At 53.8% G+C, this 26,860-nt stretch carries 22 protein-coding genes; 10 read left to right on the top strand and 12 right to left on the bottom strand.

What is annotated here, in order from left to right; translation table 11 throughout:
• Positions 1-103: 103 nt before the first annotated feature.
• Positions 104-895, bottom strand: a complete 792-nt coding sequence (locus B5D61_RS08235) for a PIG-L deacetylase family protein (protein ID WP_078812853.1) — start codon at positions 893-895, stop codon at positions 104-106.
• Positions 896-1,174: 279 nt separating this feature from the next.
• On the opposite strand from B5D61_RS08235, the gene B5D61_RS08230 reads away from it, so the two are divergent.
• Positions 1,175-4,714 carry a pyruvate carboxylase gene (locus B5D61_RS08230; RefSeq protein ID WP_176159297.1) on the top strand — a complete coding sequence of 1,180 codons (3,540 nt, stop codon included), beginning with the start codon at positions 1,175-1,177 and terminating at the stop codon, positions 4,712-4,714.
• A 113-nt stretch (positions 4,715-4,827) separates the two neighbouring features.
• On the opposite strand, the gene B5D61_RS08225 is transcribed toward B5D61_RS08230, so the two are convergent.
• The 5 genes from B5D61_RS08225 to B5D61_RS08205 all read right to left on the bottom strand — a co-directional run bounded on the left by B5D61_RS08225 (position 4,828) and on the right by B5D61_RS08205 (position 11,190).
• Positions 4,828-7,293 carry a glycogen/starch/alpha-glucan phosphorylase gene (locus tag B5D61_RS08225; protein WP_078812852.1) on the bottom strand — a complete coding sequence of 822 codons (2,466 nt, stop codon included), beginning with the start codon at positions 7,291-7,293 and terminating at the stop codon, positions 4,828-4,830.
• Positions 7,294-7,455: 162 nt separating this feature from the next.
• Positions 7,456-8,271: a 16S rRNA (cytidine(1402)-2'-O)-methyltransferase gene (gene rsmI, locus B5D61_RS08220; protein WP_078812851.1), complete on the bottom strand. Its 816-nt coding sequence runs from the start codon at positions 8,269-8,271 to the stop codon at positions 7,456-7,458.
• Positions 8,271-8,783: an LPS assembly lipoprotein LptE gene (gene lptE / locus B5D61_RS08215; protein ID WP_139373137.1), complete on the bottom strand. Its 513-nt coding sequence runs from the start codon at positions 8,781-8,783 to the stop codon at positions 8,271-8,273. The genes rsmI and lptE overlap by 1 nt, the downstream gene beginning before the upstream one ends.
• Positions 8,784-8,824: 41 nt before the next feature.
• Positions 8,825-10,147 (bottom strand): tetratricopeptide repeat protein, encoded by a 1,323-nt coding sequence (locus tag B5D61_RS08210; protein WP_176159296.1) that lies wholly within the window; start codon positions 10,145-10,147, stop codon positions 8,825-8,827.
• A 77-nt stretch (positions 10,148-10,224) separates the two neighbouring features.
• Positions 10,225-11,190 carry a type I phosphomannose isomerase catalytic subunit gene (locus B5D61_RS08205; protein ID WP_078812848.1) on the bottom strand — a complete coding sequence of 322 codons (966 nt, stop codon included), beginning with the start codon at positions 11,188-11,190 and terminating at the stop codon, positions 10,225-10,227.
• Between the two features lie 186 nt (positions 11,191-11,376).
• Between B5D61_RS08205 and B5D61_RS08200 the strand changes: the two genes are divergently transcribed.
• The 4 genes from B5D61_RS08200 (at position 11,377) to B5D61_RS08185 (ending at position 14,947) form a co-directional block, all read left to right on the top strand.
• Complete coding sequence (locus B5D61_RS08200; RefSeq protein ID WP_078812847.1) at positions 11,377-12,384, top strand: hypothetical protein; 1,008 nt, start codon at positions 11,377-11,379, stop codon at positions 12,382-12,384.
• 8 nt (positions 12,385-12,392) lie between these two features.
• On the top strand, positions 12,393-12,743 hold the full coding sequence (locus B5D61_RS08195) for a diacylglycerol kinase family protein (protein ID WP_078812846.1): 351 nt from the start codon (positions 12,393-12,395) through the stop codon (positions 12,741-12,743).
• Between the two features lie 224 nt (positions 12,744-12,967).
• Entirely contained in the window at positions 12,968-13,792 is an 825-nt protein-coding gene (locus tag B5D61_RS08190) for an alpha/beta hydrolase (RefSeq protein WP_176159295.1), read from the top strand.
• 42 nt (positions 13,793-13,834) lie between these two features.
• Entirely contained in the window at positions 13,835-14,947 is a 1,113-nt protein-coding gene (locus tag B5D61_RS08185; RefSeq protein ID WP_078812844.1) for a DUF2156 domain-containing protein, read from the top strand.
• Positions 14,948-15,082: 135 nt separating this feature from the next.
• On the opposite strand, the gene B5D61_RS08180 is transcribed toward B5D61_RS08185, so the two are convergent.
• The 6 genes from B5D61_RS08180 to B5D61_RS08155 all read right to left on the bottom strand — a co-directional run bounded on the left by B5D61_RS08180 (position 15,083) and on the right by B5D61_RS08155 (position 19,766).
• On the bottom strand, positions 15,083-16,504 hold the full coding sequence (locus B5D61_RS08180) for a carbohydrate porin (protein WP_078812843.1): 1,422 nt from the start codon (positions 16,502-16,504) through the stop codon (positions 15,083-15,085).
• A gap of 142 nt (positions 16,505-16,646) precedes the next feature.
• Entirely contained in the window at positions 16,647-17,453 is an 807-nt protein-coding gene (locus B5D61_RS08175; RefSeq protein ID WP_078812842.1) for a ferritin-like domain-containing protein, read from the bottom strand.
• A gap of 51 nt (positions 17,454-17,504) precedes the next feature.
• Positions 17,505-18,347, bottom strand: coding sequence for a 4-hydroxy-3-methylbut-2-enyl diphosphate reductase (gene ispH, locus B5D61_RS08170; protein ID WP_078812841.1), 843 nt, complete (start codon positions 18,345-18,347; stop codon positions 17,505-17,507).
• Between the two features lie 93 nt (positions 18,348-18,440).
• Positions 18,441-18,743: a transcriptional regulator gene (locus tag B5D61_RS08165; protein WP_078812840.1), complete on the bottom strand. Its 303-nt coding sequence runs from the start codon at positions 18,741-18,743 to the stop codon at positions 18,441-18,443.
• The gene (locus tag B5D61_RS08160; protein WP_139373136.1) at positions 18,740-19,399 is read right to left on the bottom strand and encodes a hypothetical protein; all 660 of its coding nucleotides are present in this window, start codon (positions 19,397-19,399) and stop codon (positions 18,740-18,742) included. Before B5D61_RS08160 ends, B5D61_RS08165 begins: the two co-directional genes overlap by 4 nt.
• Positions 19,400-19,460: 61 nt before the next feature.
• Entirely contained in the window at positions 19,461-19,766 is a 306-nt protein-coding gene (locus B5D61_RS08155; RefSeq protein WP_078812838.1) for a DUF3817 domain-containing protein, read from the bottom strand.
• A gap of 98 nt (positions 19,767-19,864) precedes the next feature.
• On the opposite strand from B5D61_RS08155, the gene B5D61_RS08150 reads away from it, so the two are divergent.
• The 5 genes from B5D61_RS08150 to B5D61_RS08130 all read left to right on the top strand — a co-directional run bounded on the left by B5D61_RS08150 (position 19,865) and on the right by B5D61_RS08130 (position 26,820).
• Positions 19,865-20,278 (top strand): ketosteroid isomerase-related protein, encoded by a 414-nt coding sequence (locus B5D61_RS08150; protein WP_078812947.1) that lies wholly within the window; start codon positions 19,865-19,867, stop codon positions 20,276-20,278.
• A gap of 52 nt (positions 20,279-20,330) precedes the next feature.
• Complete coding sequence (locus B5D61_RS08145; protein WP_078812837.1) at positions 20,331-21,614, top strand: MFS transporter; 1,284 nt, start codon at positions 20,331-20,333, stop codon at positions 21,612-21,614.
• 31 nt (positions 21,615-21,645) lie between these two features.
• Positions 21,646-22,302: a TetR/AcrR family transcriptional regulator gene (locus B5D61_RS08140; RefSeq protein ID WP_078812836.1), complete on the top strand. Its 657-nt coding sequence runs from the start codon at positions 21,646-21,648 to the stop codon at positions 22,300-22,302.
• Positions 22,303-22,340: 38 nt separating this feature from the next.
• The gene (locus B5D61_RS08135) at positions 22,341-23,486 is read left to right on the top strand and encodes an efflux RND transporter periplasmic adaptor subunit (protein WP_078812835.1); all 1,146 of its coding nucleotides are present in this window, start codon (positions 22,341-22,343) and stop codon (positions 23,484-23,486) included.
• A gap of 124 nt (positions 23,487-23,610) precedes the next feature.
• Positions 23,611-26,820, top strand: a complete 3,210-nt coding sequence (locus B5D61_RS08130) for an efflux RND transporter permease subunit (protein ID WP_078812834.1) — start codon at positions 23,611-23,613, stop codon at positions 26,818-26,820.
• The last annotated feature ends 40 nt before the right edge of the window (positions 26,821-26,860 follow it).

Raw genomic sequence — 26,860 nt, 5'->3', positions numbered from 1 at the left:
AGGACTCAACGAAGCGTGGATCCATCACATTTCAAAATGGCGACACTCAATTGAGTTCACGGCATGAGAGGGTCTAAAACCCTATAGTCCCCGACGCGGGAGACTATTCTGTCAGCCACTTCTCGTAATCTTCATTGATGAAACAGTCGTCACCAAGTGCTTCCGCCAGCGGATCAATGGCACTGGCACTGAAGCCAAGATGTAAATGTCGGCGCCATCCTTCAGCGTATTCAAAGCACCCAGATAAGGCTCCGACCTTGCGAGAGGCTTCATCCATGCTGACCAGATAGGAGTCCATTCCTTGCGTCACATCCAGCCAGTGCTTTTGACTGACATGGGCGGCTAGAGCCTCACGCTTTTTAGCATGCACACGGCTTGTGTTCACGTAAGCTCCAGCATGGATGCGCTTGCGGAGTGGATCGCAGAGGCCATGAGGCATCGCATGATACACAGTGACATCATGGAGGAAGGACTCACGAGGAGGATCTGTGACAAAGTTCTGGATAGGATGAGCAAAAGCAGCTGTACAAGCAAGCCGTTGCGCATTTTGATGATCTTCCATGTAGTCGGAAGGTGAATGCGTGAGCACGATGCTCGGCTTCGCCTCACGCACCACGGCCGCCACTTTACGCAGAAGCGGCACGCTGTAGGTCAATTCCAGGTCATCGGCGATCGGCGGGTAAAATGCAGCCCCTAAAATCCGGGCAGCTTCTTGGCCTTCAGCAAGCCGTGTCCGCACTGTGGTGGGGCCATCCATCTGAACGGAGCCTCCGTTGCCCGTGCAAAGATTGATATAATGGAGATCCCAGCCGCGCTCTTGAAGGAGCAGCATGGTCCCGGCAGCAACAAATTCAATATCGTCCGGATGGGCAAAAATAGCGAGAACTGAAGGCATGATGGAAAGTCAGATGATGACCTTATTCTACGCGTGCTTTCCAATGCTCTTGTCACCGATTCACATGCGGATGATTCACCCCAAATGAGTTCTCCATTTCAGGCCGCATGATCTGAATCTAGGATTCTTTAGCCATGGATTGGTAAAATCGGAAAGTTTTGGATCAAATCGAACGACTCTAGGCGCATTTTCATCGAGTCATTCGTTTCAGCAGTCTTGCAAAACAGGACCGGACATTGAAAATCCCCTGTCTTATTTGTTTTTCCCAACCCCACAGCCATGCCCAAAAAAGCCGCAGCCAAGCCCAGTAAAGCCGAGCCTCCCGCATCAAGCATTCGTCCCATCAAAAAGTTGATGGTGGCCAATCGCTCTGAGATTGCCATCCGCGTCATGCGTGCAGCCACGGAACTGGGATTGAAAACCGTAGGCATCTATGCCCAGGAAGACCGCTTCTGCCCGCATCGCTTCAAAGCGGACGAGGCCTATGAATTGAACAAGGACAAAGGACCTCTGGGGGCCTATCTGGACATTGAAGGTATCGTCACATTGGCCAAGGAGAAAGGCGTGGATGCCATCCACCCCGGTTATGGATTCCTCAGTGAGAACCCCCAGTTTGCTCAAGCCTGCGCAAATGCAGGCATCATCTTCATCGGGCCGGAGTCGAAGATTCTGGACATGATGGGTGACAAGACCGCCGCTCGAAACATTGCGCGTAAGCTGAACGTGCCGATCTTAGAAGGCACCGATGAGCCGGTCAGTGACCGTAAAGAAGCCTTGGCAGTCGCCAAAAAAATCGGCTTTCCCCTCATCATCAAAGCAGCTTTTGGAGGCGGTGGACGCGGCATGCGTGTCGTTCGTGAGGCTAAAGATCTGGAAAAACTTCTGGATGAAGCACAAACCGAAGCGTTGCGCGCCTTCGGCAATGGAGCTGTCTTCCTGGAAAAATTTGTGGGCAAGGCCAAGCATATCGAAGTGCAAATCTTGGCCGATAAACATGGCAATGTGCTGCACCTCCATGAGCGCGATTGCTCGGTGCAACGCCGCCACCAGAAAGTGATTGAGCAAGCGCCCAGTTATGGCGTCAAGCAGGAGATCATCGACGGTCTGTGCGATGCCGCCGTAAAACTGGCAGAAGCCGTGAACTACACGCACGCAGGAACGGTGGAGTTCCTCGTCGATCACGAAAGTGGTGAGTGGTACTTCATCGAGATGAATCCCCGCATCCAGGTGGAGCACACGGTGACCGAGGAGATCACCAGCATCGACATCGTGCGCAGCCAGATTCTGATCGCACAAGGTTACCGCCTTGATGAAGAGCCGCTGGGTCTGCCTGCCCAAGATAAGATCGAAAAGACTGGATTCGCCATTCAGTGCCGTATCACCACGGAAGATCCCGAAAACAGCTTCACGCCAGATTTTGGCAAGATTCTCAACTACCGTAGCCCCGGGGGCTTCGGTGTGCGCTTGGACGGCGCTTTGGGTGCCACCAACGCGGTCATCACCCCCTATTACGACTCCATGCTGGTCAAGATGACCGTCTATGGCCGCACTTATCAGCAGGCACTGGATCGTATGGATCGAGGGCTGCGTGAGTTCCGTATCCGCGGAGTAAAGACGAACATCCCGTTCCTGATGAACGTGGTGCATCACGAAGACTTCCGCACCGGACAGGCGACGACACGTTTCATCGACAACAACCCTGACCTTCTCAAGTTCACGCCGCGTAAAGACCGGGCATCGAAGCTGTTAAACTATCTGGCCGACACCATAGTTAACGGCAATCCCTTCGCCAAAGGCCATAAACCCGCAAAGACCTTCCCTGCCGCTCCTGTGCCAAAGTGGGATCATCGCATCACCCCACCCAATGGCACCAAGCAATTGCTCACCCAAATGGGACCTGAAAAGTTCTGCAAAGACTGGGTGGCGAAACAGAAGCGCTTGCTCATCACAGACACGACAATGCGTGATGCTCATCAGTCACTGCTGGCGACACGCATGCGCACCTATGACATGCTCGGCATTGCTGATGCCGTGGCGCGCCGCACCCCAGATCTTTTCTCTCTGGAAATGTGGGGTGGTGCCACCTTTGACGTGAGTATGCGCTTCCTGCGTGAAGATCCGTGGGAACGCCTGCGCAACATCCGCGAGAAGGTGCCCAACATTCTGCTGCAAATGCTTTTCCGCGGCAGCAACGCGGTGGGTTACACCAATTATCCAGATAATGTGGTGAAGGGCTTCATCAAGCATGCCGCCGAAAACGGCATGGATATCTTCCGCATCTTCGACAGTCTGAACTATCTTCCCAACCTCACGGCTGCGATGCAGGCCGTGAGAGAAGACACCAACTCCATCTGTGAAGGCACTCTTTGTTATACCGGAGACATTCTTGATCCGAAACGCGACAAGTACGATCTGAAGTATTACGTCCGCCTGGCCAAGGAATTGGAAAAAATGGGGGCCCACATGCTTTGCATCAAAGACATGGCTGGTCTCGTGCGCCCCTATGCCGCCAAAAAATTGGTCAAGGCGCTCAAAGATGAAGTGGGCATCCCGATCCACTTCCACACCCACGATACAAGCGGCCTCAATGCCGCGAGCATCATCGAGGCCGCAGGCGCGGGTGTGGACATCGCGGATGCTGCCATCGCTTCACTTTCAGGTGGCACCAGCCAGCCCAACCTTAACTCCATCGTCGCGGCTCTCCAACACACGCCGAGAGATACTGGTTTGGATTCGGATGCTCTTCAAGAGTTTAGCGACTACTGGGCAGCCGTCCGTTCCTTCTATAAACCTTTTGATACCAGTGAGCCTTACGGCACGGCTGAAGTCTATCTTCACGAGATGCCCGGTGGCCAGTACACTAACCTCAAAGAACAGGCCATTGGCATGGGACTGGGACCACGCTGGCCTGAGATTGCCCATGCGTATGCAGAGGTCAATCAACTCTGCGGAGACATCGTTAAAGTCACTCCTTCGTCCAAAGTTGTCGGTGATCTCGCCATTGAATGTGTGGCGCGCGGCGTCAAACCTAGCGATGTCTTCCAACTCACCGGAACGAAGTGGAGTAAGGACGTCACCAGCATGTTTGAAGGCTGGTTGGGGGAACCCTTCTATGGCATGGAGTCCGCCAAAGCGGCCGACAGCCGGAAGAAGTGGAATGCTTTGGCCGATGCCATCGTGGGCAAAACTGGCAAGCGTATCAAAGGCCGCCCAGGTACCCATGCGGCCAAGATCAAGCTGGATGAAGTGCGCCAAGAATTGGAACTGAAATTCAAGAAGAAGCCGACCGAGGACGATGTCTGGAGCTACCTGATGTATCCCGATGTCTTCCTCAAGTTTGCGGATTTCCGCAAGGTCTATGGGGACGTCTCCGTGCTGCCAACTCCAGCCTACTACTATGGGCTGCTTCAAGATGAGGAAATCAACGTCCATATTGAAGAAGGCAAAACTCTCTTCGTGCGTCTTCTGAACATGACCGAAGCAGATGCCAACGGTCAACAGACGGCCATCTTCGAATTGAACGGTTACCCACGTCATACCACGGTCACCAATAAAGCCTTGGCCAAAAATGCGGTGACTCGTCCGAAAGCGGATCCTGCGGACGCTCTGCAAGTCGGTGCCCCGATGCCCGGCATGGTGGCCAGCATCGCAGTGACTGTCGGTCAGAAGGTAAAAGAAGGTGAAACTCTCGTGACTCTTGAAGCCATGAAGATGTTCGCAGCCATCTCAGCCCCATCGGCAGGCACCGTTCAAGAGGTCTTCGTGAAGATTGGCGACAGCCTGGAGAGCAAGGATCTCTTGGTGAAGCTGGCCAAGTAAAGGATGCTTTAAGTCGAATCAAAAAGAGCACTTCCTATTTGGGAAGTGCTCTTTTTTTGCCGATGGCCATCTCATTTCCAGAGACAGCCATCAACGAATGCCACCTCGGCTGTTTAGTCGTTAACGACGACTTGAGGGAGATGCCAAACCTTCTCGGCGTATTCGAGAATGGTGCGATCACTGCTGAATTTACCCACCCGCGCTGTATTCAGAATGGCCATCTTCATCCAGTGATCCTTGTCTTTGTAAGCGGCATCCACCTTGGCCTGGGCGTCCACGTAAGGCTGGTAATCGGCCAAGCAGAGATATGGATCACCGTGGTCCAGCAAGCTGCGACGAAGAGGCAGGAATTCCTCAGCGTTGCCCGTGAAATAATCGCTGCTGATCCAGTCGATGGTGTCACGAAGCTTTTTGTTGGCCCAGTAGTAGTCCCATGGGTTGTAACCCTTGGCTTTCAAGGCGGTCACTTCCTCGACGGTAAGACCGAAGATGAAGATGTTTTCTGAGCCCACTTCTTCCTCAATTTCCACATTGGCACCATCCAGTGTCCCGATGGTCAAAGAACCGTTCAAGGCCAGCTTCATGTTACCCGTCCCCGAAGCCTCCTTACCAGCTGTCGAGATCTGCTCGGAAAGATCCGCCGCAGGAATGATCTTCTCAGCCAAACTCACACGATAGTTTGGAAGGAAAACCACCTTGAGCTTATCGCCCACGCGTGGGTCGTTATTGACCTTTGCCGCCACGGCATTGATGGCGTGAATGATGTTTTTGGCCAAGAAATAACCGGGGGCAGCCTTAGCACCAAAGATGAAGACACGAGGATGGAAATCCGCATCCGGATTATCCAGAATCTCGCGATACATGGTGACGATATTCAGCAGGTTTAAGTGCTGGCGCTTGTATTCATGCAAACGCTTGATCTGCACATCAAAGAGGGCATCAGGGCTAACGGTGACCCCACACTCAGCCTGAATCACTTCCGCTAACTTTGCTTTATGCCCGCGTTTAATCTGAGCATACCGAGCACGGAAAGCTGGATCGTCAGCATAAGGGTCCAGATTACGCAGCAATGCGGCATCCTTTTTCCAGTCCTTGCCGATAGCCTCGGTAATCAGCGCGGAGAGTTCCGGGTTACACACATCCAGCCAACGGCGGAATGTAATGCCATTGGTGAGGTTGAGGAAACGATCGGGATAAAGGGCATAAAAATCAGCAAACAAGCGCTCACAGAGCAGACGAGTATGCAGTGCGGCCACCCCATTGGTAGCATGGCTGCCCAGCACGGAAAGATTGGCCATCCGGACATACCGCCCACCGCGCTCTTCGATGAGAGATAGACTGCGCTTCTTCTCATTGTCTCCAGGCCACTTCCCTTCCACATCTTGCTCCAAGAAGCGCTGATTGATCTCGTAAATGATCTGGAGATGACGCGGCAGAACGCGCTCGAACAGCGAGACTGACCACATCTCCAACGCTTCTGGCAGGAGAGTATGATTGGTGTAGGAGAAGGTCTTTTGGCAGATGTCCCACGCTTCTTCCCATTCCAGCCCTTCGAGATCAACCAAGATGCGCATCAGTTCAGGAATGGCCACCGCAGGGTGCGTGTCATTGAGCTGAATAGCCGCCTTGGAGGGAAACTCACTCCAGGGGAGAGTATAACCAACTTTAAAACGACGAACGATATCCGCCAGCGAGCAAGCGACGAAGAAATATTGCTGAACCAACCGCAACTCCTTGCCGTTTTCGGTCGAATCGTTCGGATACAAGACCTTGGAAACCGTTTCAGCGATGGCTTTGTCACGTAGAGCCTCCACATAACTGCCCTCATTGAAAACCTGGAAATTGAAGTCTTCATCCGCCTGAGCCTGCCACAGACGCAAAACATTCACCGTGTGGCTATCATAACCGACAATCGGGATATCCCACGGCAAACCAAGCAGCTGCTTCGTCTCCACCCATTCATAATGAGGACGACCGTAGTCATCGAACTTCTGAACGACTCGACCGTAAAGCTGAATGCTCTGGCGATAGCTCGGACGGGCAATCTTCCAGGGGCTACCATCACGCATCCAGGCATCGGGATGCTCAACTTGACGACCATTGATAAACTCCTGTCGGAAAAGGCCGAACTCGTAATGGATACCGTAACCGATGGCAGGAAGGTTCACGGTGCTCAGGCTGTCCATAAAGCAGGCGGCCAGACGACCGAGGCCGCCATTACCGAGGCCCATGTCAGGCTCGCTCTCGAGCAACTCGTCGAGATCTTTGCCCATCTCTGAAAGCGCTTGTTTGGTCACATCATAGAGGCCGGAATTGCGCAGATTGTTTTCCAACAAACGCCCCATGAGATATTCCAAAGAGAGGTAGTGCACACGACGCACCCCTGACTGGCGGTGAATGGTGCGAGACTTGGTGGCATGATCCATCACCCGGTCGCGGATGGCTAAGCAGGTCGCCACCCACCAGTCGTTCTGGCTAGCAGACTCCACATAAGCGCCCAGCGTAAAGCGGACGTGATTGATGATGGAGTTTTTGAGGCTTTCCGTGGAGTTGCCGAGGTCACAGGGAGCGGGTATCATGGGTAGTAGGGGCTGAAAAAGAGGGCGGGCCTTACATGAAGATTCCAAAATGGAATAAGCGAGGAGAGAAAGGACCTTCCGCACTCGAAATGAGGTCGGTAAGTTCGTTTCGTCTTTCCTTCGTCATTCGGATGTCGGCATTCGTCATGGAGAGCGGTTGGGTCACCACGTCACCCATTTGGGGAGCTCACGTGGTGCAATGACGAGCGTGATTTCCCCCTTAGGCGGCTTGGCTTGGTAATGAGAAAGCACGTTCCGGGCCGGACCGCGCTGGAATTCCTCAAACTTCTTTGTCAACTCGCGTGCCACCACGACCCGGTGCTCTGCCGCCTGATTGGCCAACATCTCCAGCGTATCGACAAGCCGGTATGGGCTCTCGAAATAGACACTGGTGCATTCCCGTTGGAGGGCAGCCGCGATCTCCGTATTTCGCTGGCCTTTTTTGTGAGGCAAGAATCCACCGAAATAGAAGGGCGTTGTGGGTAAGCCCGAAGCCGCAAGGGCTGTCAAAACCGCACTGGGACCCGGAATACCTTCCACACGTAGGCCCGCAGCGACCACACTTTGCACAAGACGCTGTCCAGGGTCTGAGACCGTGGGCATACCCGCATCCGAGATTAAAGCCACGCTCCCTCCACGCTGCAAAAGCCCGATCAATTCGGGAATACGCCGCGCTTCATTGTGCTCATTTAGGCTGATCAACTTCGACCGTATACCATGGTGGGATAGCAAACGGCCTGAGTGACGAGTATCCTCACAGGCAATGGCACTGACGTTTTTTAAAATATGCAGGGCCCGCAGAGTAATATCCGCAAGGTTACCGATAGGGGTGCCCACCAGATAAAGAGCTGACTGAAGCGAACTTGGAAGTTCCTCCAAGGACGCCTCATCAACCTCAGGTTGAGGCTCTGACGCAGCTTCAGAAGCCAGTGATTTAATAGCATCCTCGGGTGCCGAGGCTGTCTCTTCAAAAGCCATCACCAGCCTTCAGTAAGGTCTGCGGCGACGTTCAAAGCCATCCGCTGAGCGGCATCTTCGAGAGCCTGAGCCTCAGAGTTCTGGATATTACTGTCGAGAATGGTGTAAGAATCGGCAGATGCGCGACCTCGATGAATCACGGTATTGCTGCCCGTTTCTTTAATCGTATAGTCGGCACGGAGTTTCAGAAGCAATTGGGAGGTGCGTAGGACGTTACGGCGATCCGAACGGAACTGGGAACGATCCACATTAACGACCTGTCCTTCCATCACAGCTTCGGCATTGTCGATGGAGACAATTTCATAACCGCCGCTATTTTGGAGTTGTTTAATAATGGCGTTCGTCACCAGGGAATTCAAACGTGGCTCCAACGTCCGGTTCTCAAACGTTGGGACCGCCAGTTTGGTTATCTTGGATAGATGAGCAGGCTTTTGTCCGCCCAATTGGTAGCCAGCACAACCAGTCAGAGTGAGGATCAGCCCGAGAGCACAGGCAAAGAGAGAGGTTTTCATCCGGGAGAAAGCGAGAACGTTCAAGCTGGTGATGAGATGAATCAAGGCGCAGGAGTCGTCGGTTTCGGAGGAACCGGTAGATCACCCGCAGGTGCAGGCTGCTGAGGAATGCCTGGAGGAACACTCAACAGAGCAGGCTTCTCTTCCGGCACGGGAGGCAGAAGGCTGCCACCGGCAGGCGTTGCACCTGGGACCATCGGCAGAGTAGGCTCCTGAATAGGAATTGGCAGGAAATTATCATCGCCAGCACGCATCTTGGGCTTCTGGCCGAGGCGGGTCAATTCGGGGGAAAGCGGCCCGACATAATCATCACGGCTCTTGAGATTTCGAGCTCCAGGAACGGTATAATCTTGATCAGGCTGACCTTTTTTGGCATCAGCAACAGCTTCCGGATCGATAGCCGCCAGTTCAGCCAACCGCTCACGAGCTTCGTTGGAGGCTTCTGGAGAGCCGTATTTCAAAGCTTCATTAAAATAGATCGCGGCGGCTTTGGTCTTCCCAATTCGCTGGTAGAACTTGCCCACATTCAAAGACTGGCTGGCTTCTGCAGCATTGACCTGCTGCAGGATCATTTCCGCTTCACTCGCACGCTCGCCTTTGGGGTTGGTCGTCATGTAGGTGGTCAGAGCGTCACGGGTGGCCACCAAGTTTGACTTATCTTCACTGCGGCTGGCTGCCACATTGCTGATGGAGCCGATACGGAACTGCGCTTCACTGGCCTGTTTCGTATTGGGATAGTTATCAACAACAGCCTGATAAGCCAGCACTGAGCGGTCTTTCTCCCCAAGGTCCTGATACACTTCAGCGATGCTGAACTGACTCAAAGGGGCCAACTTGCCAAACGGGGCATTTTTAATGATCTGCTGATACAGCTTGATCACATCTTCACCCCCCATTTTCACTGGAAGGATGAGCAGAGCCCGCTGCTTACGACCGCCACGAGCTTCTTCCGCCAGTTCATATTGCTGTTGAAGTGCATCATTGAATCGTGCGCTAGAGCGATAGTCATCGATGAACTTCTGGAAGGCATCGAATGCGGTGGTGACATCGCTGTTCGCACGCGTGATCAAAGCGCTGGCGTAAGCCGCTTCTGAAGCTGCCACTGTGAATGGGAAACGCTTCACGATAGCGTTGTATTCTCCCTGAGCGCGGCCCGTTTTACCTGCATTCTGGGCCTCGCGGGCACTCATCAGCATGGCGGTGGCCTCAGCTTCTTGTGCCTGCCGCTCGTCGCCAGAGGGAGCCTGCTTATCCTTCTTTTCAAACAAGCCCAAGAAGGCGTGGGAAGAACTGACAGGCAGAAGGCACAACGAAGCTGCCGCAAGGGCACACGCGGACAGTCGGGGTAAGGCAAGTTCTCTCATCGGAGCGTGATAGTAAGAGAGTCTAAATCGAACGTCAAGTTGCCCGAAAGGGCGTTTGTTTGACTTCTCAGATTCATTTATGGCACCGGAATCGAGATCTCGAGCCATTGACTGTCGGCCGAAGCCTGAAAAATGGTGCGTTCTGTAGCGGTCATGGCTGCCGGAATCACTGCAAAGTCTCCGGCTGCAAGCGTGCAATTATTCACGACTAAACTTCCCCGAATGACCGCAACCGTCAGGTTTTCCCCCTCTTCTCCAAGCGAGAAACCGTTCCCTCCGTCTTGGTGACGGACTTTAAAATACTCGCAAGAAACCAGCGTGCCATCCAGGGAGGGGTCTTGCAGACCGGGCTCATGATCATCGAAATCGATGCTCTTCAGAGATTCTTCAATGTGAAGCGCTCGCGGTTTTCCATCCAAGCCGGTGCGGTTCCAGTCAAAAACCCGATACGTCGTGTCACTGTTTTGTTGGATCTCGAAAATTACAAGCCCCGCCCCGATGGCATGAACTCGTCCACTTGGCAAAAACAGGCAATCGCCGCCTTGAGGCTCGATGTAATGCATCAGATCAGCCGTCGTGCCATCATGAAGCGCCTGTTGAAAGTCTTCACGACTCACGCCAGCACGTAATCCTGCATAGAGCCTCGCTGAAGGTTGGGCCTGAATGATGTACCACATTTCCGTCTTGGGCTCACCTTTCAACTCCTCTGCGACCTCAGCCGGCGGATGCACTTGGATCGAAAGATCGTCACAGGCGTCCAAAATTTTGATCAGCAGCGGATACCGTTCTGCGGGGTGATCCAGTAAGCCTCGGCCGAAGACGGCTTGCCGGTGATTTATCCACAGGTCATGCAGGGACATTCCATGGGCCTCCCCTTCCCTAACCAAACTGAGAGCTTCGGGTCGATCACTCATTTCCCAGGACTCACCATAGGGCTGAGTGCTATCGGGAAGCTGTCTGCCGAATTGGCTTTCCAAATTTCTTCCGCCCCAGACACGGGTTTGATAGACCGGCACAAATCGCAGAGGCTGGCTCCATTTCATGGTTATTGTAGTGCCTAGATTTTTCGACTTTCGCAAGGCCAGAATCCCGCGAATTCGTCGAACTGCTTTTTTTAACCAAGGAAACTTGTCGTCTCGTTCGTTGTTGGAGCCATCGGATATAAATCATCCATCCTTAAGATGGTTCTTGCCGCAACCCTTCGTTTTGCTCCAACCTCGTCGCCTCTCATGAAGTCGCTTCTCCTCCCTTCTCTGCTTCTGGCTTCCTCGCTTATCCATCTAAGCCACGCTCAAACACCTGCCGCCCCAGCCGAGGCCAAGCCGACATTGACCGAAGCGCAGGTCACTTCCGTGCTGAATCAACTGAAGGAGCTGGAAACTCAGATCTCCCAGATGCGGGGCAACACGCTGGCCTCTGTCATGACGAAGCTGAGGGAAGCCATGGCTAGCGATCAAGCCGCCATGAAGCTCTACCTGGAATGCGATGCAATCGTGAACAGCGAACGTCGTGAGGCTGACAAATCCGAAGCTCGCAAACGTCAGGAAATGGTCGAAAAAAGTATGGAGCGCCGAGGCAAGGGTGGCGGCGGCAATGATGAAGAAGGAGATTTCGGATATGGCGTCCGCTTAGGCCTGCAGTATTTGGTGCTGACTCTGGAAGCCAATGAAGCCAAAGAAGATGAACTGAAAAAACTGGTTCCTAAACTGCAAGAATACATCCAAACCCTTCTGGCTGCCGCCCCAAAACTCAAAGGAAAGACGTACGGTTACCTCAGTGGCGCGACGTCTGAGCGCAATGCCATCGTTTCAGCCTTCAGTCTGGCTCCATATATCGCTCCCAAAAACTGGAGTAACAGCCCGACAAATATCGGCGGCATGTATATGCAAACGATCTTGCCGACTGCTCTGGCAGATAACAAGGAAGACCTCCCTGCACTCTGGGATGCCCGAATCAATGCTGAAGGCACCTTCCGTAAAGAGCACATGTTTGCTCCAGAATTCGAACTCTGGACCCGCAATGAGTTGCCCACTTTACGGTGGCAGCGTGCCAAATTCCTTTATGAAAAGGGACCTTCAGCCATCAACGCCATGGCGGATATGCTCAAGCTGATCAAAGAGAATCCCAGCCATGCCGATGCCCCCAAGTGGGTCAAAGAACTGCGGCAACTGATCAATCAATCCGCTCCTGCTGAGGCCAGCCCCAATGCTGAGCCAGTTGCAGGCTCAGCTTCTTAACCAGCACTATGGTCTGGACCTGGATTTCCCACGTTTTGCGGGCCTTTCAAGCCGCTATCTCAGGTCTTGTCTGGGCACTCCGCACGCAGCGAAATCTGAAGATTCATTTGCTAGCGACTTGCTTAGCCTTGTCGCTCGGCTGGCTCCACCCCTTGGAAAATTGGGAATGGTGCGTGCTGGCATTGGCCATCGGTCTCGTCTGGGCAGCCGAGTTACTCAATACAGCGGTTGAAACAGTCTGTGACCGCATCACTCGTGAACCCGACGAGATGATCCGCCGAGCTAAGGATGTCTCTGCAGCGGCCGTTGTCGCGGCATCCATTGCAGCCTTGGCTATTGGAATACTCATTTTCACTTAAGACTAAATTCATAATCGATTGTAATCCTTTGAGAATGAAGGGGTTTATAATCTTCGAAATTTCAAAAAATGGCATTCTGCAAGAATTCTGTCTTTGATGAAAATTAATTATGGTGTTTGTTACTGCGTATAAAAAAAATGAGCGGATCATCTCCCACAACCGCCTTTGCGAGTCCCAAAGTGGATGTCCCAACCAAGCAATCGGTGACTTTTAAGTCACTAGGCGTGGATCTTAATACCTATTTCGTGCCAGCAACACAGCCCGGAGTAGCGCCCGTGTTAATTGTTTCCCACGGTGCCGGTGACTGCAAAGAGAACTATCTGGAGATGGCAGCCTATTTGTCTAAGCATGGTATCGCTTGCTTGCTTATGGATATGCATGGCCATGGCGCCAGCGGGGGAATAGCTTACCATGTGCGCATGGATGAGTGGGAGGCTGACCTCAAAGCAGCCTTAGATTACCTTCAAACCCGCCCGGATGTTGATATTGGACGGGTCGGTGCCTTTGGCATCTCATCGGGCGGAACTGCTATTCTGGAAGCAGCTTTGACCGATCCGCGGCTCAAGGCCTTGATTGCGATGGATGCCACGGTGATGAACACTTTGCCTTGGTCGCTCACCGTCACGATGGGCCTACTGATCTTGATTGGGCACATCAAAAAGGCGCTGACTGGATCTGATCTGCGTATCTCCATCGCCAAGATGCTAGACGATGTTGAACTGGCTTCTGATCCTGAAGTGAACGCACGTCTTCAGGTGGACCCCGGCAAAATCCGCGCTTTCCAAAACTTTCCCCTGCCCGGTGCCACCCAATCCTTTTTCGTCGATACGATTCGACGTGTTCCCCAGATCAAGGCCCCAACGTTGGTCATTTGGGGTGAAGACGATCAACTGGATCCAGTCAGCACAGCACATGCTCTCCACAACGCACTGACCTGTCCTAAACGGCTCGAAATTATTCCTGGAAACGGACATGCGGGACACATGGATCGAAACCGAGTGAAGGTCTTCGAAGTTATGATCGAATGGCTCAAGCAACATCTCGCCTAGCATTTTGTCAAAGCGGCTCCAAGGTGCGGTCTTCATCATCGTATGCGTTCGATCTTAGGCAATGAGGCAGCAAATCTCGATCCGGAAACCAAATGGTTGCTATTGTCGCCTCATATCCGCCGCCATGGCCGAGAGTCTCTTTCCTATGCGACACTCCAGCAGGGCATGGAGTACTTTGTGCATGATTTGGGCTACATCGCTTTCACCACGGCCCTGCATCCCGTCTTTGCTCGGAAACCCAAACGCATCGTTCTGGCAGACCCCATCTGTGATCGCCAAGATCTCCGGCCGCTGCTGAATGCATTTATTCAGGAGCATCCAGCAGCGGTGTTTCCAGTGGTATCCGAATATTGCGCCACGGTGCTGCGGGAGATGGGATTCAAGGTCAACTGCGTGGGCTACGAGCCTGAGCTCCCCGTCCAAACCTATAACACACAAGGTAATTGGAAAGAGTTAGACATGATCAAACGCGCTCGTAATGAAACTAAGCGCGAGGGTATCACCATTCGGGAGGTGGATATCAGCACGGTCCCCGTCGATCAGCTCCAAGCACTTTCGTCGAAATGGCTGCTCGGCAAGAAGGTCAATGATCGCGAAATCTGGGTCTATGCACGTCGGCCCGTTTACCAACCCGAACCTGAGGTGCGTAAGTTTGTCGCATTCGATAAGAACGGCGTGGCGATCGGCTACGTGTTCTACGATCCCATGTATCAGGATGGAAAGATTTTTGGTTATAGCGCCAATACTGTCCGTTGTGATGAAGCTCGCTACGGTCGCCTAGCCACCGCAGTGCATATGACAGCGATGGAGATCTTCCGCACCGAAGGTGTCGAAGTGCTCAATCTCCTCATGTGCCCTTTCACCAAAATCGAGGGCGGGATCTATGCGGATGATCTGATGACCAAGTGGTTTTTCCAACTGAGTGAGCGTTTTGGCGGTGAAATCTACAATTTCAAAGGCCTGGCATTCCACAAGTCGAAGTACCGTGGCAACGAGAAACTGATTTATTATGCCTCCAACAGTCTCTTCCCGTCCAATGATGTGTATCTCGCCTTCTTAACGGCGGATATCGCCAATAGCTACTTCACCACCATGAAGCTGCTGGGCGTTGGCATTTATAAAGAGCTGTTTAAAAAAGGCGGAAAGAAAGAATAGGAACCGTCGAGCAGGGACAGATAGATACATCTTTCGGTCATTCCCTTCCCAACAATTTTATATCCAAAGCCCAACAAAAAGGCGGTAAAGCATCATGCTTTACCGCCGTTTACTCAGCCGTTTAGCCGAACAAAATCAAAACCGTAACGTGGTCTGGAGTCCCAGAACCCATGCATTGGCGATCGTATCGGAAGCAAAAGAGGCACGTCCACCTGGATGCATGACATATTGAAGGCTCGCCTGAAGCGTCCACCAAGCCGCCAACTGCAGCTTATAGTTCACTTCGACAACGGCTTCGTAATCAGCTTCAACAACTGGAGGAGCAAAACCAGCGAAGGTTTCATTGATCTGACGCTGAGCCCGGCTGACTTCATCGCTGATCTTCAGGTAGGAACCAGCGATGCCCAGAGTGTCATAGTCGCGACCAGGGATGAGGCCTTTGAAAACGAGTCCCCCGTCGATGCCAAACTCGGCTAAGTTACGATCTTCTGGGGCTGTAGCGACTCGGAAGAAACCAACAATGCCCTGCTGGGCTGGATCGTCCCACCCCACCTCGCGCCACAGCATCTGCTCTGCTAAGAAATACAAACCGTAGTTACCGTCATGTGTTTTAGCGGTGTCCAGAGGAATCGGTGAAGGCACCAGAGAGAGAGCCGTGGACTTAATGTCATAAAACTCGTCCGTGTGGTAGTAGCCGCCAATCTTGTAGTTCCCAGGGAGACCACGATCATCTTTGCCTTGGTTTAGACGAAAACCGGCCTCGTAGTACATGAGAGCACCTTCCTCGCCGCGAAGAGCAAGACGGGTGCCTGACGAACTCTGGTCTGGATTGCCATCATAAATGGCAGCCTGGATGTAAAAGCTATCCACGGGTTGCCAGCGAATGAGAGCCCCAAGCGCCGCATAAGGAGTGGATGGCAAGGAATGATTGCCTGTTGGGAAAGCCGGGATGTCATACAGATTGAATGCCATCGTCGGGTAAAAGAAGGTCTGGTTCAGGAAGTTGATCGAAGCCAAAGAATTGTACAATTCTGGCGTGATGAAGTCCCGATCTACCGACATGAGACCCGCTTTCACTGTCAGCTTTTTATTGAACAAGCTCTGCTCATAGTAGGCCTGCCAGAGACGCGTGTCCGCAGGGAAATCCACGAGGTTGGTCTTGTTCAGATCGCCGACATAGGTATCAGCAAAAGGGCGGCCTTCCAGAGAGACACCAGACACATGAAAATGCCCACCACCCCATAGACCGAGTTTTTCGGTATCTAGGTCCAATGCGGCTAAGAATCCGTGCTGATAAGCTGTGCCCGCTCGGATTCCTCCACCGAGATTGGTCGGCATCGACCCTACATAGAAAAACTCGAATTCCACACCATTTTCGGCGAGTTTGGTTCGCAGACCACCCCAGTCACCCAGCATGTAATCTTGCATAAAGTAACGTTCCAGAGCCGAGGGTGTCGGCTCCAGCGTGGGAGGTAAGGGCTCTCCCGCGTTCGCGGGGGAAAAAGCCCAGCTCGAAAAGAGAGAGGCTACGGCGGCTGTTGTGAGTCGGGTCTTCATCGGGAGGTGAATTTCGATACTATTTATAAATATTATATATCTATAAACTTGGCCAGCACTTTATCTGGTTAAAATGTCAGCATGTCCTGCTCATTTAAGATCTTCAAGACCTTTCCTTCACTCTTGTCCAGCCACAGGCCAATTATTCTTTAGGAGGCGTCCGAGAAAACGCCAAGCGAACTGGCTCATCTGCCCCCTCGACTTGCCGTTCGGAACCACGTTGCTCCAGATTCGCGATAAGGTTGTCCAAACGGTTCTGGAAGCTTTCGTGAGCCTGATGACAACGTTTTACAAACGCCTGCTGTGTGACACCGAGACTCCGAAGACAATCTCGATGGTCCCACGCCACCACACGGACGGTAATCGCATGAATCCAACGAAACTGTGTCGCCCAAGCATACCTGCCGACCGGGCTGAATGACGCCACCCTCTCCGCAAGAAACTGCCTTTGAAACTCCAAATGCTTCATTTCATCACGCAGGATCTGACGGCAGGCCGAATGCACCGCCGGATCAGGCACTTTGATGTATAGGGTGCCATAATAGACCTCTGCGACCAGTTCCGCCGTCAGCAGCACTTGAATGGCAAATTCCAAATTGACCAGAAAACGGAGCCGACGGAACACCGAATTCGTCCACTGCTTTTCAAGAAGCGTCCCATTGAGATGACGGACTAACCGGCCCAACAAACGCGAGTGTGCTTGCTCCTCACAAACAAAAAGGTCGATCGCGCGTTGGTAACCGCGGAAATTTTCCAGAGGGGCCACTTCGCGAGCGTAACGTCGAAGACGCGAACCTGTGCCTGATTCGCCAAGCTGGAAAATGGCTAAAGACTCCGCCAGAGGGATTCGGATGGCGTCAGGCAAATCACAGGACAATTCTTCCAATTGGATACGATCATGGACGAGAGCGTTGGTTTGATAGTGATGGATCCAGAACGATGTGTTCATAAAAATGGGTGTTGGGTGAAAGCGTATGATGATGACGAGGCAGTGCAGAAATCAGGCGTTGAAGGTCTGGAGGCGGTCCAGAACAGCCCGGACGGTTTCGTCCAATGTCGAAGTGCCAGCGGTGACTCCCACGTCGGTCACCTGGGAAAACCACTCCGGCCGGAGTTCTTCGGGAGTTTCAATCTGGCGGGCCCGAACCCCAAGAGAGCTTGCCTTCTCCACAAGCTGACGCGTGTTGTTACTATTGCGGCCACCAATCACCAGAATGAGCCCGCATACTTGAGCCAATTGCTCCACCGCAGTTTGTCTTTGCTTGGTAGGATGACACACCGTATCCACAAAACGCACTTCAGAGCAAGGCTGTTGACGCTTGACCATAGCCACGAGGTTCAGCACGTGATCCAGGGGTTGGGTCGTCTGGGAAATGATGCCTAACTTTAAATGAGGAGGCAGGCTTTCAGCTTCTGCTTTTGTCAATATGACCGAGGCATGAGGCCAGTCCCCTAACAGACCTTTTACTTCCGCATGCAGGCGTTGGCCAACGATCACGGGATGATATCCCTCTTCCACCAGCACCGCTAAGGCTTGATGTGCTTTTCTAACCAATGGGCAGGACGTATCTGTGATCTGATAGCCAGCCCGCTCCCAGCGGAGACGTTGGCTTTGCGCAGATCCATGCGCGGTGATCACCACCCGCTGAGTGGTGGCTGAGCTCAAATCGTCAAGTTCCCCCCGTTTCACGCCTAACCGGCTCATTTGAGCATCGACAACGGGATTATGGACCAGTTGTCCGAGGACCGTCAGAGGCTCCAACTGAGCCGCTGTGTGAGTGGCACGTAGCGCGTCTCGGACGCCAAAGCACATGCCGTAATGTTGAGCGAGATGGATGGTCATGGTGAGGATGTGGGTATTCAGTTTGGATCGGTGTCTATTAACTTTGTGACACAAAGCTTAAAAGTAGGTAACGAGATCGGTCTCTCGATTTGGCTAGCTGGGATTGATCGTCTTCACGATGGCCTCAAGCACATCCACATAGCGCTTGAATGCGACCCTGCCTTCTGAGGTCAGGTGATAGGTGGTGCGCGGACGCGTGCCCGACTCATCCCGCTGCTCCCGCACGTAACCAGCCGTCCCGAGGGTGCGCAGATGGGTGATCAAATTGCCATCACTCATCCCTAACTCCGATTTCATCTCTTGAAATGCCCACTCACCACGGCTTGCCAGCAAGGTCATGATGGAAAGGCGACTCTTTTCATGAATCGTTTTATCGAGCTGATCGAAATCAATCATCTCGGTACCACCAACGCCTCCTGTTTGGGACTTAAAAACACGCACAGAGCGTAGATGATATGGCACAGGCCGAAAGAAACACCCATGAGCAAGGCCGCCAGCCCCTGGTCATGAGGCAGATTGCGGATCTCACCTGAGCTTGCCCAGGCAACAAATGACAGGAGTCCGAGAATCACAAACACCCATCCTAGCCTAATCAAGGACTTCGGCGAAAAACTGGACGTCGCCAGAAGAGCCAGACCGTAGCAGACTACCCAGATAAGAACGGCCATCACATGATTGTGCAGGTAAACGATGAGCCCCACGCCTAAAACCCCTCCGACTAAAAGAGGCGGGACCAACGCCCTTAGAGCCATACGCATGCCGTCCGAGACAAGCGGCTGACCACGCCGCCTAGCCTCTCCCGCCAGGAGGAGGACATTGACCGTGCCAGTCACCCCCAGGATGAGCAGCCACTCCACCAAAAACCAACTGCCTCGTTCTTCAGCCAAACCCTGACCCTGAACAATACTCCACCCCGCAAAGCCGGCGCAGAGCACGGATAAAATCCCCCCCAAAGCAGCCGCAGGGGCTGAAATCGCGCGGTAGATATGCGCCTTTTCCATGAGGGAGCGAATCACCCGAAGATGTTCGAGGGCGTCTTGTTGTGGACTCATGAATTCACTTTGTGCCATAAAGTGACTCACGCAAGAGAAACTTTGTGAAACAAAGTAAAACTCACTTGCCCTCGTTAACCCAAGCTTTCAGTCGGCTATCCAACAGAAAAGGCCCAAACGGAACCAGCGCCGAAATGAGCACCAGCACGCAACGCAGGACTGGCCATTGCGCCTTGATCATGACCTGCAACAGCAACGCGCAAACGACGACAAACAAGAGACCATGAGCCCATCCGACGATCTTGACCGCTATCGGCAGCTCAGCGAAGTATTTGAGCGGCATCGCCACTCCCAGCAAAAGGAGAAACGACACACCTTCCACAAGGGTGAGACGGCGAAGGAGTGAGGCTAGAGGAGAGGCAGGCATGAAGTCCTCGCACCGACATGCGAACGACGACACTGTCAAAAGAACTCTTGATGGACAGCTTCTTGACCCGGTCTCCGGGCTGCATTCTGTTGCAAATCATGTCCGCTGTAAAAGACACCGTTCGCCTCATTGAGACCTATTACGCCACCTTCAATTCTGGGGATCGCGACGCCATGCTGGCCCTGCTGACGGAAGACGTCATCCATGATATCAATCAGGGCACGAGCGAAGTCGGCAGAGACGCCTTCCAGGCATTCCTTCAGCGGATGGACCGGAGTTATCGCGAAGAAGTGACTGAACTCGTCGTGATGGCACACGAAGAAGGAACTCGTGCGGCAGCCGAGTTTTACATTTTAGGAACTTACCTTCACACCGATGAAGGTTTACCACCAGCGACGGGGCAGACCTATCGCTTACGCGTGGGAGCTTTTTTTGACATTCGAGACGGAAAAGTGGCTCGGGTTACCAACTACTACAATCTGGAAGATTGGCTACGCCAAGTCGGTGCTTGAGCTCAAAGTGCTTTCTTCTTGTCAGAAGTGAAGCATCTTGGTGACCCACCACATGTCGGCCGCCCCCGCCTCCCAGCATCATCACAATCATGCGGTAAGGCGTAATTTCATCTGCCATTGCCTGGAAGGAGGGCTCTATATGGGTGGCACGGCTTTCCTAGCGCCGGAAAGCGTGCTTCCTAAGATGGTGGACACCTTAGGCGGCAAGGCTTGGATCATCGCCATGATGCCCGTGCTTCTCCCTGCGGCGTCTGCCAGCATGGGCATTTTCATCGCTCCTATCGTCGAACGATTGGCGCGGTTTAAGCCGTGGGTTCTGTTTTTTGGCTTTCTCCAGCGCCTTCCCTACCTGATCACAGGCCTTATCTTGCTATGCTCTGATAAGATTGAAGGAATTCTGTTACCCATCGTTGTCCTCACTCCAGTGATCTCAGGGATGATCGGAGGCATGACCGTAGTCGCATGGATGGAAATGGTCACTCGGATGGTGCCTGAAAAAGTCCGGGCAGCAGGCTGGGCTGTTCGTTATATCATTCAGGCGATTATTGGCGTCGTGGCAGGCACCGTCATTCATCATGTGCTGACCCATTATCCCAACCATGAGGCCTATGGATGGCTGCATCTCACGGCATTCGCCCTCCTCTCCATCTCGTGGGTTTCACAACTCTTTATGCATGAGGATGAGCATACTCGACATCGGCATCCCTCATCACCTTATGGTCCTTATCTACAGTACCTTCGAGAGCTACCCCGCCTTTTGCGAGGTCAGCCAAATTTGATCAAGCTCGCGATCGCCCGCTTCACAGGCACGGGCTATCTCATGGTGGTTTCTTTTCTCACCATCCATGCCTTGAAGCTGACAGAACGGCCGGAAGCGGATGAAGGACGTTTTGTGACCTGCCAAGCCGTGGGGGTTGTGCTCGGCAGTCTTCTGGCTGGCTGGGTAGGATACAGAAGCGGAGGCAAGGTTCTACTTCAGGCCTCGCGCATTGTCTGCTTGGCACTCTGCCTCTGGGTATCCTACACCGGATCGTTTTCTGGGTTCATGCTGGCCTACTTTGTCCTGGGTTTTGGCCTATTTCTTGACCGTGTTGGTGACCTCACACTGGCCGCCGAACTCTGTCCGGCTGAACGGCGATCAACCCTTCAAGCCATCTTGGGCTTTTGTAACGTCTTCTCCTTGCTGCTGGCCACGTTTATCAGCGGCAGGCTGTATGCTTGGACTCATTCTTTTGGAGTTGTCGCCGGAGCAGCCGCGGTCTTTTCGGTGATCTCGATGCTCATTTTAAACTGGATTCCAGAACCCCGAATGGCTGCCGTTCAGAAAAATAGTTGACTGTTCGTCTAGTTTCGCCAATGTCCGTCTTATGGGACGCACAAGCGACGCCAAAATACGACTCATCGAAGCAGTCATCGAACTGATTTGGACGGGTAGCTATGGCAGCACCTCCGTAGATCAAATCTGTGAACGCGCTGGCGTGAAGAAAGGCAGTTTTTATCACTTCTTCGAATCTAAAACTGATCTCGCACTGACGGGTATCGATCACAGTTGGAAAGAGCATCGGCGTGAACTGGACCAGACCTTTTCACCCGTGGTGCCTCCCTTGGAGCGCATTTTGAATTGTTTCAGAAACTTCCGCCAGGAGCAGGAGGACCTGCAAAAAAAACATGGCCGCGTGCTTGGCTGCCCCATTCATTCTCTAGGAGCCGAAGTCAGCACCGTGGATGATCGACTGCGTAACAAGTTACAGGAGATCCTCAGCCAGTTCATCCTCTACTATGAATGCGCCATCCGGGATGCCTCCGCGCAGGGACTCATCAAAGCGGATGATCCCACGGCCTTAGCCAGGATCATATTCGCCTATAGCGAGGGGCTTCTACTGCATGCACGCATGTGGAATGACCTGAGTTATTTGGATGAGTTTGAATCAGGAGCCATGATCATCCTGGGTGTATCCCGACCAAATTCAAAAGCGAAGCCTGCCAAAAAGAAGGCGAAAGCCTTTTCTGCGATTTCAAATTAACCAACCAGTCAACTTTCTCCCCTCCCCCCCCGAACCCCATGAAACCCCAAACCCTCCTCCCGCTCGTCTTGCTGCTCGCTGCCTGTGGAAAGCATTCACAGGTAAGCCATGGTGGACAGATGCCACCCGCTCCGGTGACGATACAACCCGTTGAGCAACGGAAGCTTGTCGAGTGGGAGGAGTTCACTGGGCGTGTGGAACCTGCCGAAACCGTGGAGTTGCGTCCTCGCGTCGCCGGCTACATCACCGACGTTAAGTTCCAGGCCGGGGCCTTGGTTAAAAAAGGCGACGTGCTGTTCATCATCGACCAACGCCCCTTCCAGACGAAACTGCGGATCGCCACAGCTGAAGTGCAACGTGCCGAAGCGAGCACCGAGGCGGCTAAACGTGAATACGACCGTGTTTCTGCCCTGCTGGCCGCTAAGGCCATCGCACCCGAACAGGCCGAGACCCGTGAGTCCACGTATAAGCAAAGCCTCGCCGCTCTGGAGTCAGCTCGCGCGAGCCAACACAGTGCCGAGATCGAGTTCGAACATACCGAGGTGAAAGCGCCCATTTCGGGCCGGATCAGCCGCGCCATCACCACGGAAGGCAACTATGTGACCGCTGGCTCTACCCTCCTCACCACCATCGTGACGGTAGATCCCGTATATGTCTATGCGGACATCGATGAGAACAGCCTGCTGAAGCTGGAAGCCTTGAAACGGGAGAACAAACTTTACACCAATGGTAAAGGTCGTGTCCCCGTTGAACTCCAGCTTTCCAATGAAACCGGATTTCCTCATAAGGGTCATATCGAGTCTTTCGATAACCGTCTGGACGCCAGCACGGGCAGCATGATCATCCGCGCTGAATTTCCCAACAGCGATGGCACATTGACCCCGGGTTTGTTTGCTCGCATTCGTCTCCCGATGACTTCGGAATACCCAGCGCTGCTGGTGGATGAAAAAAGCATTCTCACTGATCAGGCCAATAAGTTTGTTCTGGGGGTAGATGACAAGAACATGAGCACTTACAAGCCTGTCGTCATCGGTCCGAGCATCAATGGCAAGCGCATCATTCGCAGCGGTCTGAACGCTGGTGACAAGATCATCATCAACGGCCAAGCCCGTTTACCTCAGCCCGGCATGCCTGTTGCTCCCGTGGATACCCCACCGGCTAAAACAACGGCGTCGGCAAATTGAGTTCGCGCATCCTCCCTCCTTTTCCCATCAGCCTCAGAGTCTCCTGGCTTTTGATCGGCGAGCCATCGCTCCAGATCGTCGGCGCTAGAGATCACCTGTAGGTCCCCGACCTCAAGCCATCGTCATGAACATCTCCCGGTTCTTCATCACACGTCCCATCTTTGCCGGTGTTCTTTCTCTCCTGATCTTCATCTTGGGGGGCATTTCACTCTTTCAGTTGCCCATCTCCGAATACCCGGAAGTAGCCCCACCCACCGTAATCGTGACGGCCACCTACCCAGGTGCTAACCCGAAGACGATTGCCGAGACTGTCGCATCTCCCTTGGAGCAAACGATCAACGGTATTGAGAACATGCTCTACATGTCCTCGCAGAGCACGGCCAATGGCGTGATGACCCTCACCATCACCTTCAAGCTGGGCACGGATGTGGACCTCGCCCAGGTGCAGGTGCAAAACCGCGTCTCGCAGGTGCTCCCCAAATTGCCTGAGGAAGTGCGCCGCTTCGGGGTGACCACCGTGAAGTCATCGCCCGACTTGACCTTGGTGGTTCACTTGCTCTCACCTAACGGGAGGTATGACGAGCTCTACCTGCGTAACTACGCGACTCTGAACGTGAAGGACGAACTGGCGCGCCTTCCCGGAGTGGGCCAAGTCCAAATCTTCGGAGGTGGTGATTACGCCATGCGCGTCTGGATCGACCCCGATAAAGCCGCAGCTCGTAGCTTAACCTCCTCCGACATCGTCAATGCCATCCGCGAACAAAACGTGCAGGTGGCCGCCGGGGTGATCGGACAGCAACCCGTGAAGAGTGCGGTGCCTTTCGAACTGACGGTCAATACCAAGGGACGTCTCATCACCGAAGAAGAGTTCGGCAACATCATCGTCAAAGTCGGCGAACATGGTGAAAAGCTGCGCCTCAAGGACTTGGCCCGCATCGAGCTGGGCTCCAGTGAATACGCTCTGCGTAGCTTGCTGAACAACAAGAGTGCCGTAGGTATCCCCATCTTTCAGCTCCCCGGAGCCAACGCCCTCGCGCTCTCTCAAGGGGTGCGTGAGAAGATGGAGGAACTGAAGAAAAAGTTCCCCCAAGATCTTGATTACGCCATCGCCTACGACCCCACCGTTTTCGTGGATAAATCCATCGACGCGGTGATTCACACCCTCATTGAAGCTGTGCTTCTCGTGGTGCTCGTGGTGGTCATCTTCCTTCAGACCTGGCGTGCCTCCATCATTCCTTTGGCCGCCGTGCCTGTCTCCTTGGTCGGTACCTTTGCCGTGATGCATGCGCTCGGGTTCTCCATCAACAACCTGTCCCTCTTCGGCCTCGTGCTCGCCATCGGGATCGTGGTGGATGATGCCATCGTGGTGGTGGAGAACGTCGAGCGTAACATCCGCAATGGTTTGAAACCGGTCGATGCGACGAAGCAGGCCATGAGTGAAGTGACAGGCCCGATCGTGGCCACCGCACTCGTGCTCTGTGCCGTGTTCATTCCCACCGCCTTCATCAGCGGCCTCAGCGGTCAGTTCTACAAACAGTTCGCGGTGACCATCGCCATCTCCACAGTCATCTCTGCGATCAATTCCCTCACCCTCAGTCCGGCTCTCTCCGCCCTGTTGTTGCAGGATCACCATGCGAAGAAAGACATTCTCACTCGCCTGATGGAAGCCCTGCTGGGTTGGTTCTTCCGTCCCTTCAATCGCTTCTTTGAGTGGTCGTCTAACTTCTATGTCGGCATTGTGAAGCGGATCATTCGGTTCAGCCTCATCGCCCTGGTGTTCTATGGCGGCTTCGTTTGGCTCACGGTGCGAGTCTTTGACCGCGTGCCTTCGGGCTTCGTGCCTGGGCAGGATAAACAATACCTGGTTGGCTTTGCCCAGCTTCCCGACGGCTCTTCGCTCGACCGCACGGAAGATGTCATGCGCCGCATGTCAGACATCGTTCTGGACCATCCCGGCGTAAAAGATGCCATCGCCTTCCCGGGCTTGTCCATCCATGGCTTCAGCATTAGCCCGAACAGCGGCATCGTCTTCGTGGGTCTTGAAGACTTCGAGAAGCGCACCACGCCTGAGCTTTCTGCGGACGCCATCTCTCAGGAGCTCAATGGCAAGTTCATGGCCATCCAAGACGCCATGGTCATGGTGCTCTCCCCGCCACCCGTGAACGGCATCGGCACCACCGGGGGCTTCAAGCTCATGGTCCAAGACCGCAGTGACCAAGGCTATGACGCCCTCTACAAAGCTACGCAGGATCTCATTGGCTCGGCCTATGGCACCGGAGGTAAGCTCCAGCAGGTCTATTCCGGCTACACCGTCAACGTGCCCCAGCTCGAAGCCGAAGTGGATCGTGAAAAGGCCAAGGTCCAGGGCGTGCCTTTGGCCAATCTGTTCGAGACGCTTCAGATCAATCTCGGCAGTCTTTATGTGAATGACATGAACCGATTTGGCCGCACCTATCAGGTCATCGCTCAGGCTGAACCGCAGTTCCGGGATGATGTCAGCGACATCACCCGACTGAAGACTCGCAATGCCTCTGGGGCGATGGTACCCATCGGTTCCCTCATCAAGGTGAAGGAAACCAACGGGCCCGACCGCGTGACGCACTACAACGGCTATCTCGCGGCAGACATCAACGGTGCCGCAGGTATGGACCCCGCCACCCAGCAGGCGCTGAGTTCCGGGCAAGGTGAACAGGTTATGGCCGATCTGGCCAAGGCCCTCCCCCCCGGCTTTGAGTATCAGTGGACCGACCTCGTCTATCAGAAGATCATCGCGGGCAACACCGCCGTGTACATCTACCCGCTGTGCATCCTCCTCGTGTTCATGGTGCTGGCCGCTCAGTATGAGAGCCTGCGCCTGCCCCTGGCCATCATCCTGATCGTGCCCGTCTGCCTTCTCTTCGCCCTCACAGGCGTGATGATTGTCGGGGGGGATAACAACATCTTCACTCAGATTGGCTTCATCGTGTTGATCGGCTTGGCCTGTAAAAACGCCATCCTCATCGTCGAGTTCGCCAAGGAGAAGTTCGAGCACGGCCTCTCCCCGCTGGAGGCCGCCCTGGAAGCCTGCCGCCTGCGTCTGCGCCCCATCCTCATGACCTCCATCGCCTTCATCGCCGGGGTGTATCCTCTGGTGGTCTCCACCGGCGCAGGTTCAGAGATGCGCCGCGCCATGGGCACCGCCGTGTTTGCCGGCATGATCGGCGTCACCTTCCTTGGACTCTTCCTCACCCCGGTGTTTTATGTGCTCGTCATGAAACTCGGCCGCCAGAAGAAGCCCACCTCCCTCCACGAGGCCGCCCCTAGCCCAGCCCCAGCCTTGATCGCTGAGCATTGATCCCCCTCTCGCGCCATCTTCCACTCGCTCACTCCCGCAC

It is taken from the genome of Prosthecobacter debontii (genome assembly GCF_900167535.1).
In the GTDB taxonomy this organism is placed as follows: domain Bacteria; phylum Verrucomicrobiota; class Verrucomicrobiia; order Verrucomicrobiales; family Verrucomicrobiaceae; genus Prosthecobacter; species Prosthecobacter debontii.
Note: the sequence above shows the minus strand (reverse complement) of the source record. Positions and strands in the feature narration are given on the sequence as shown.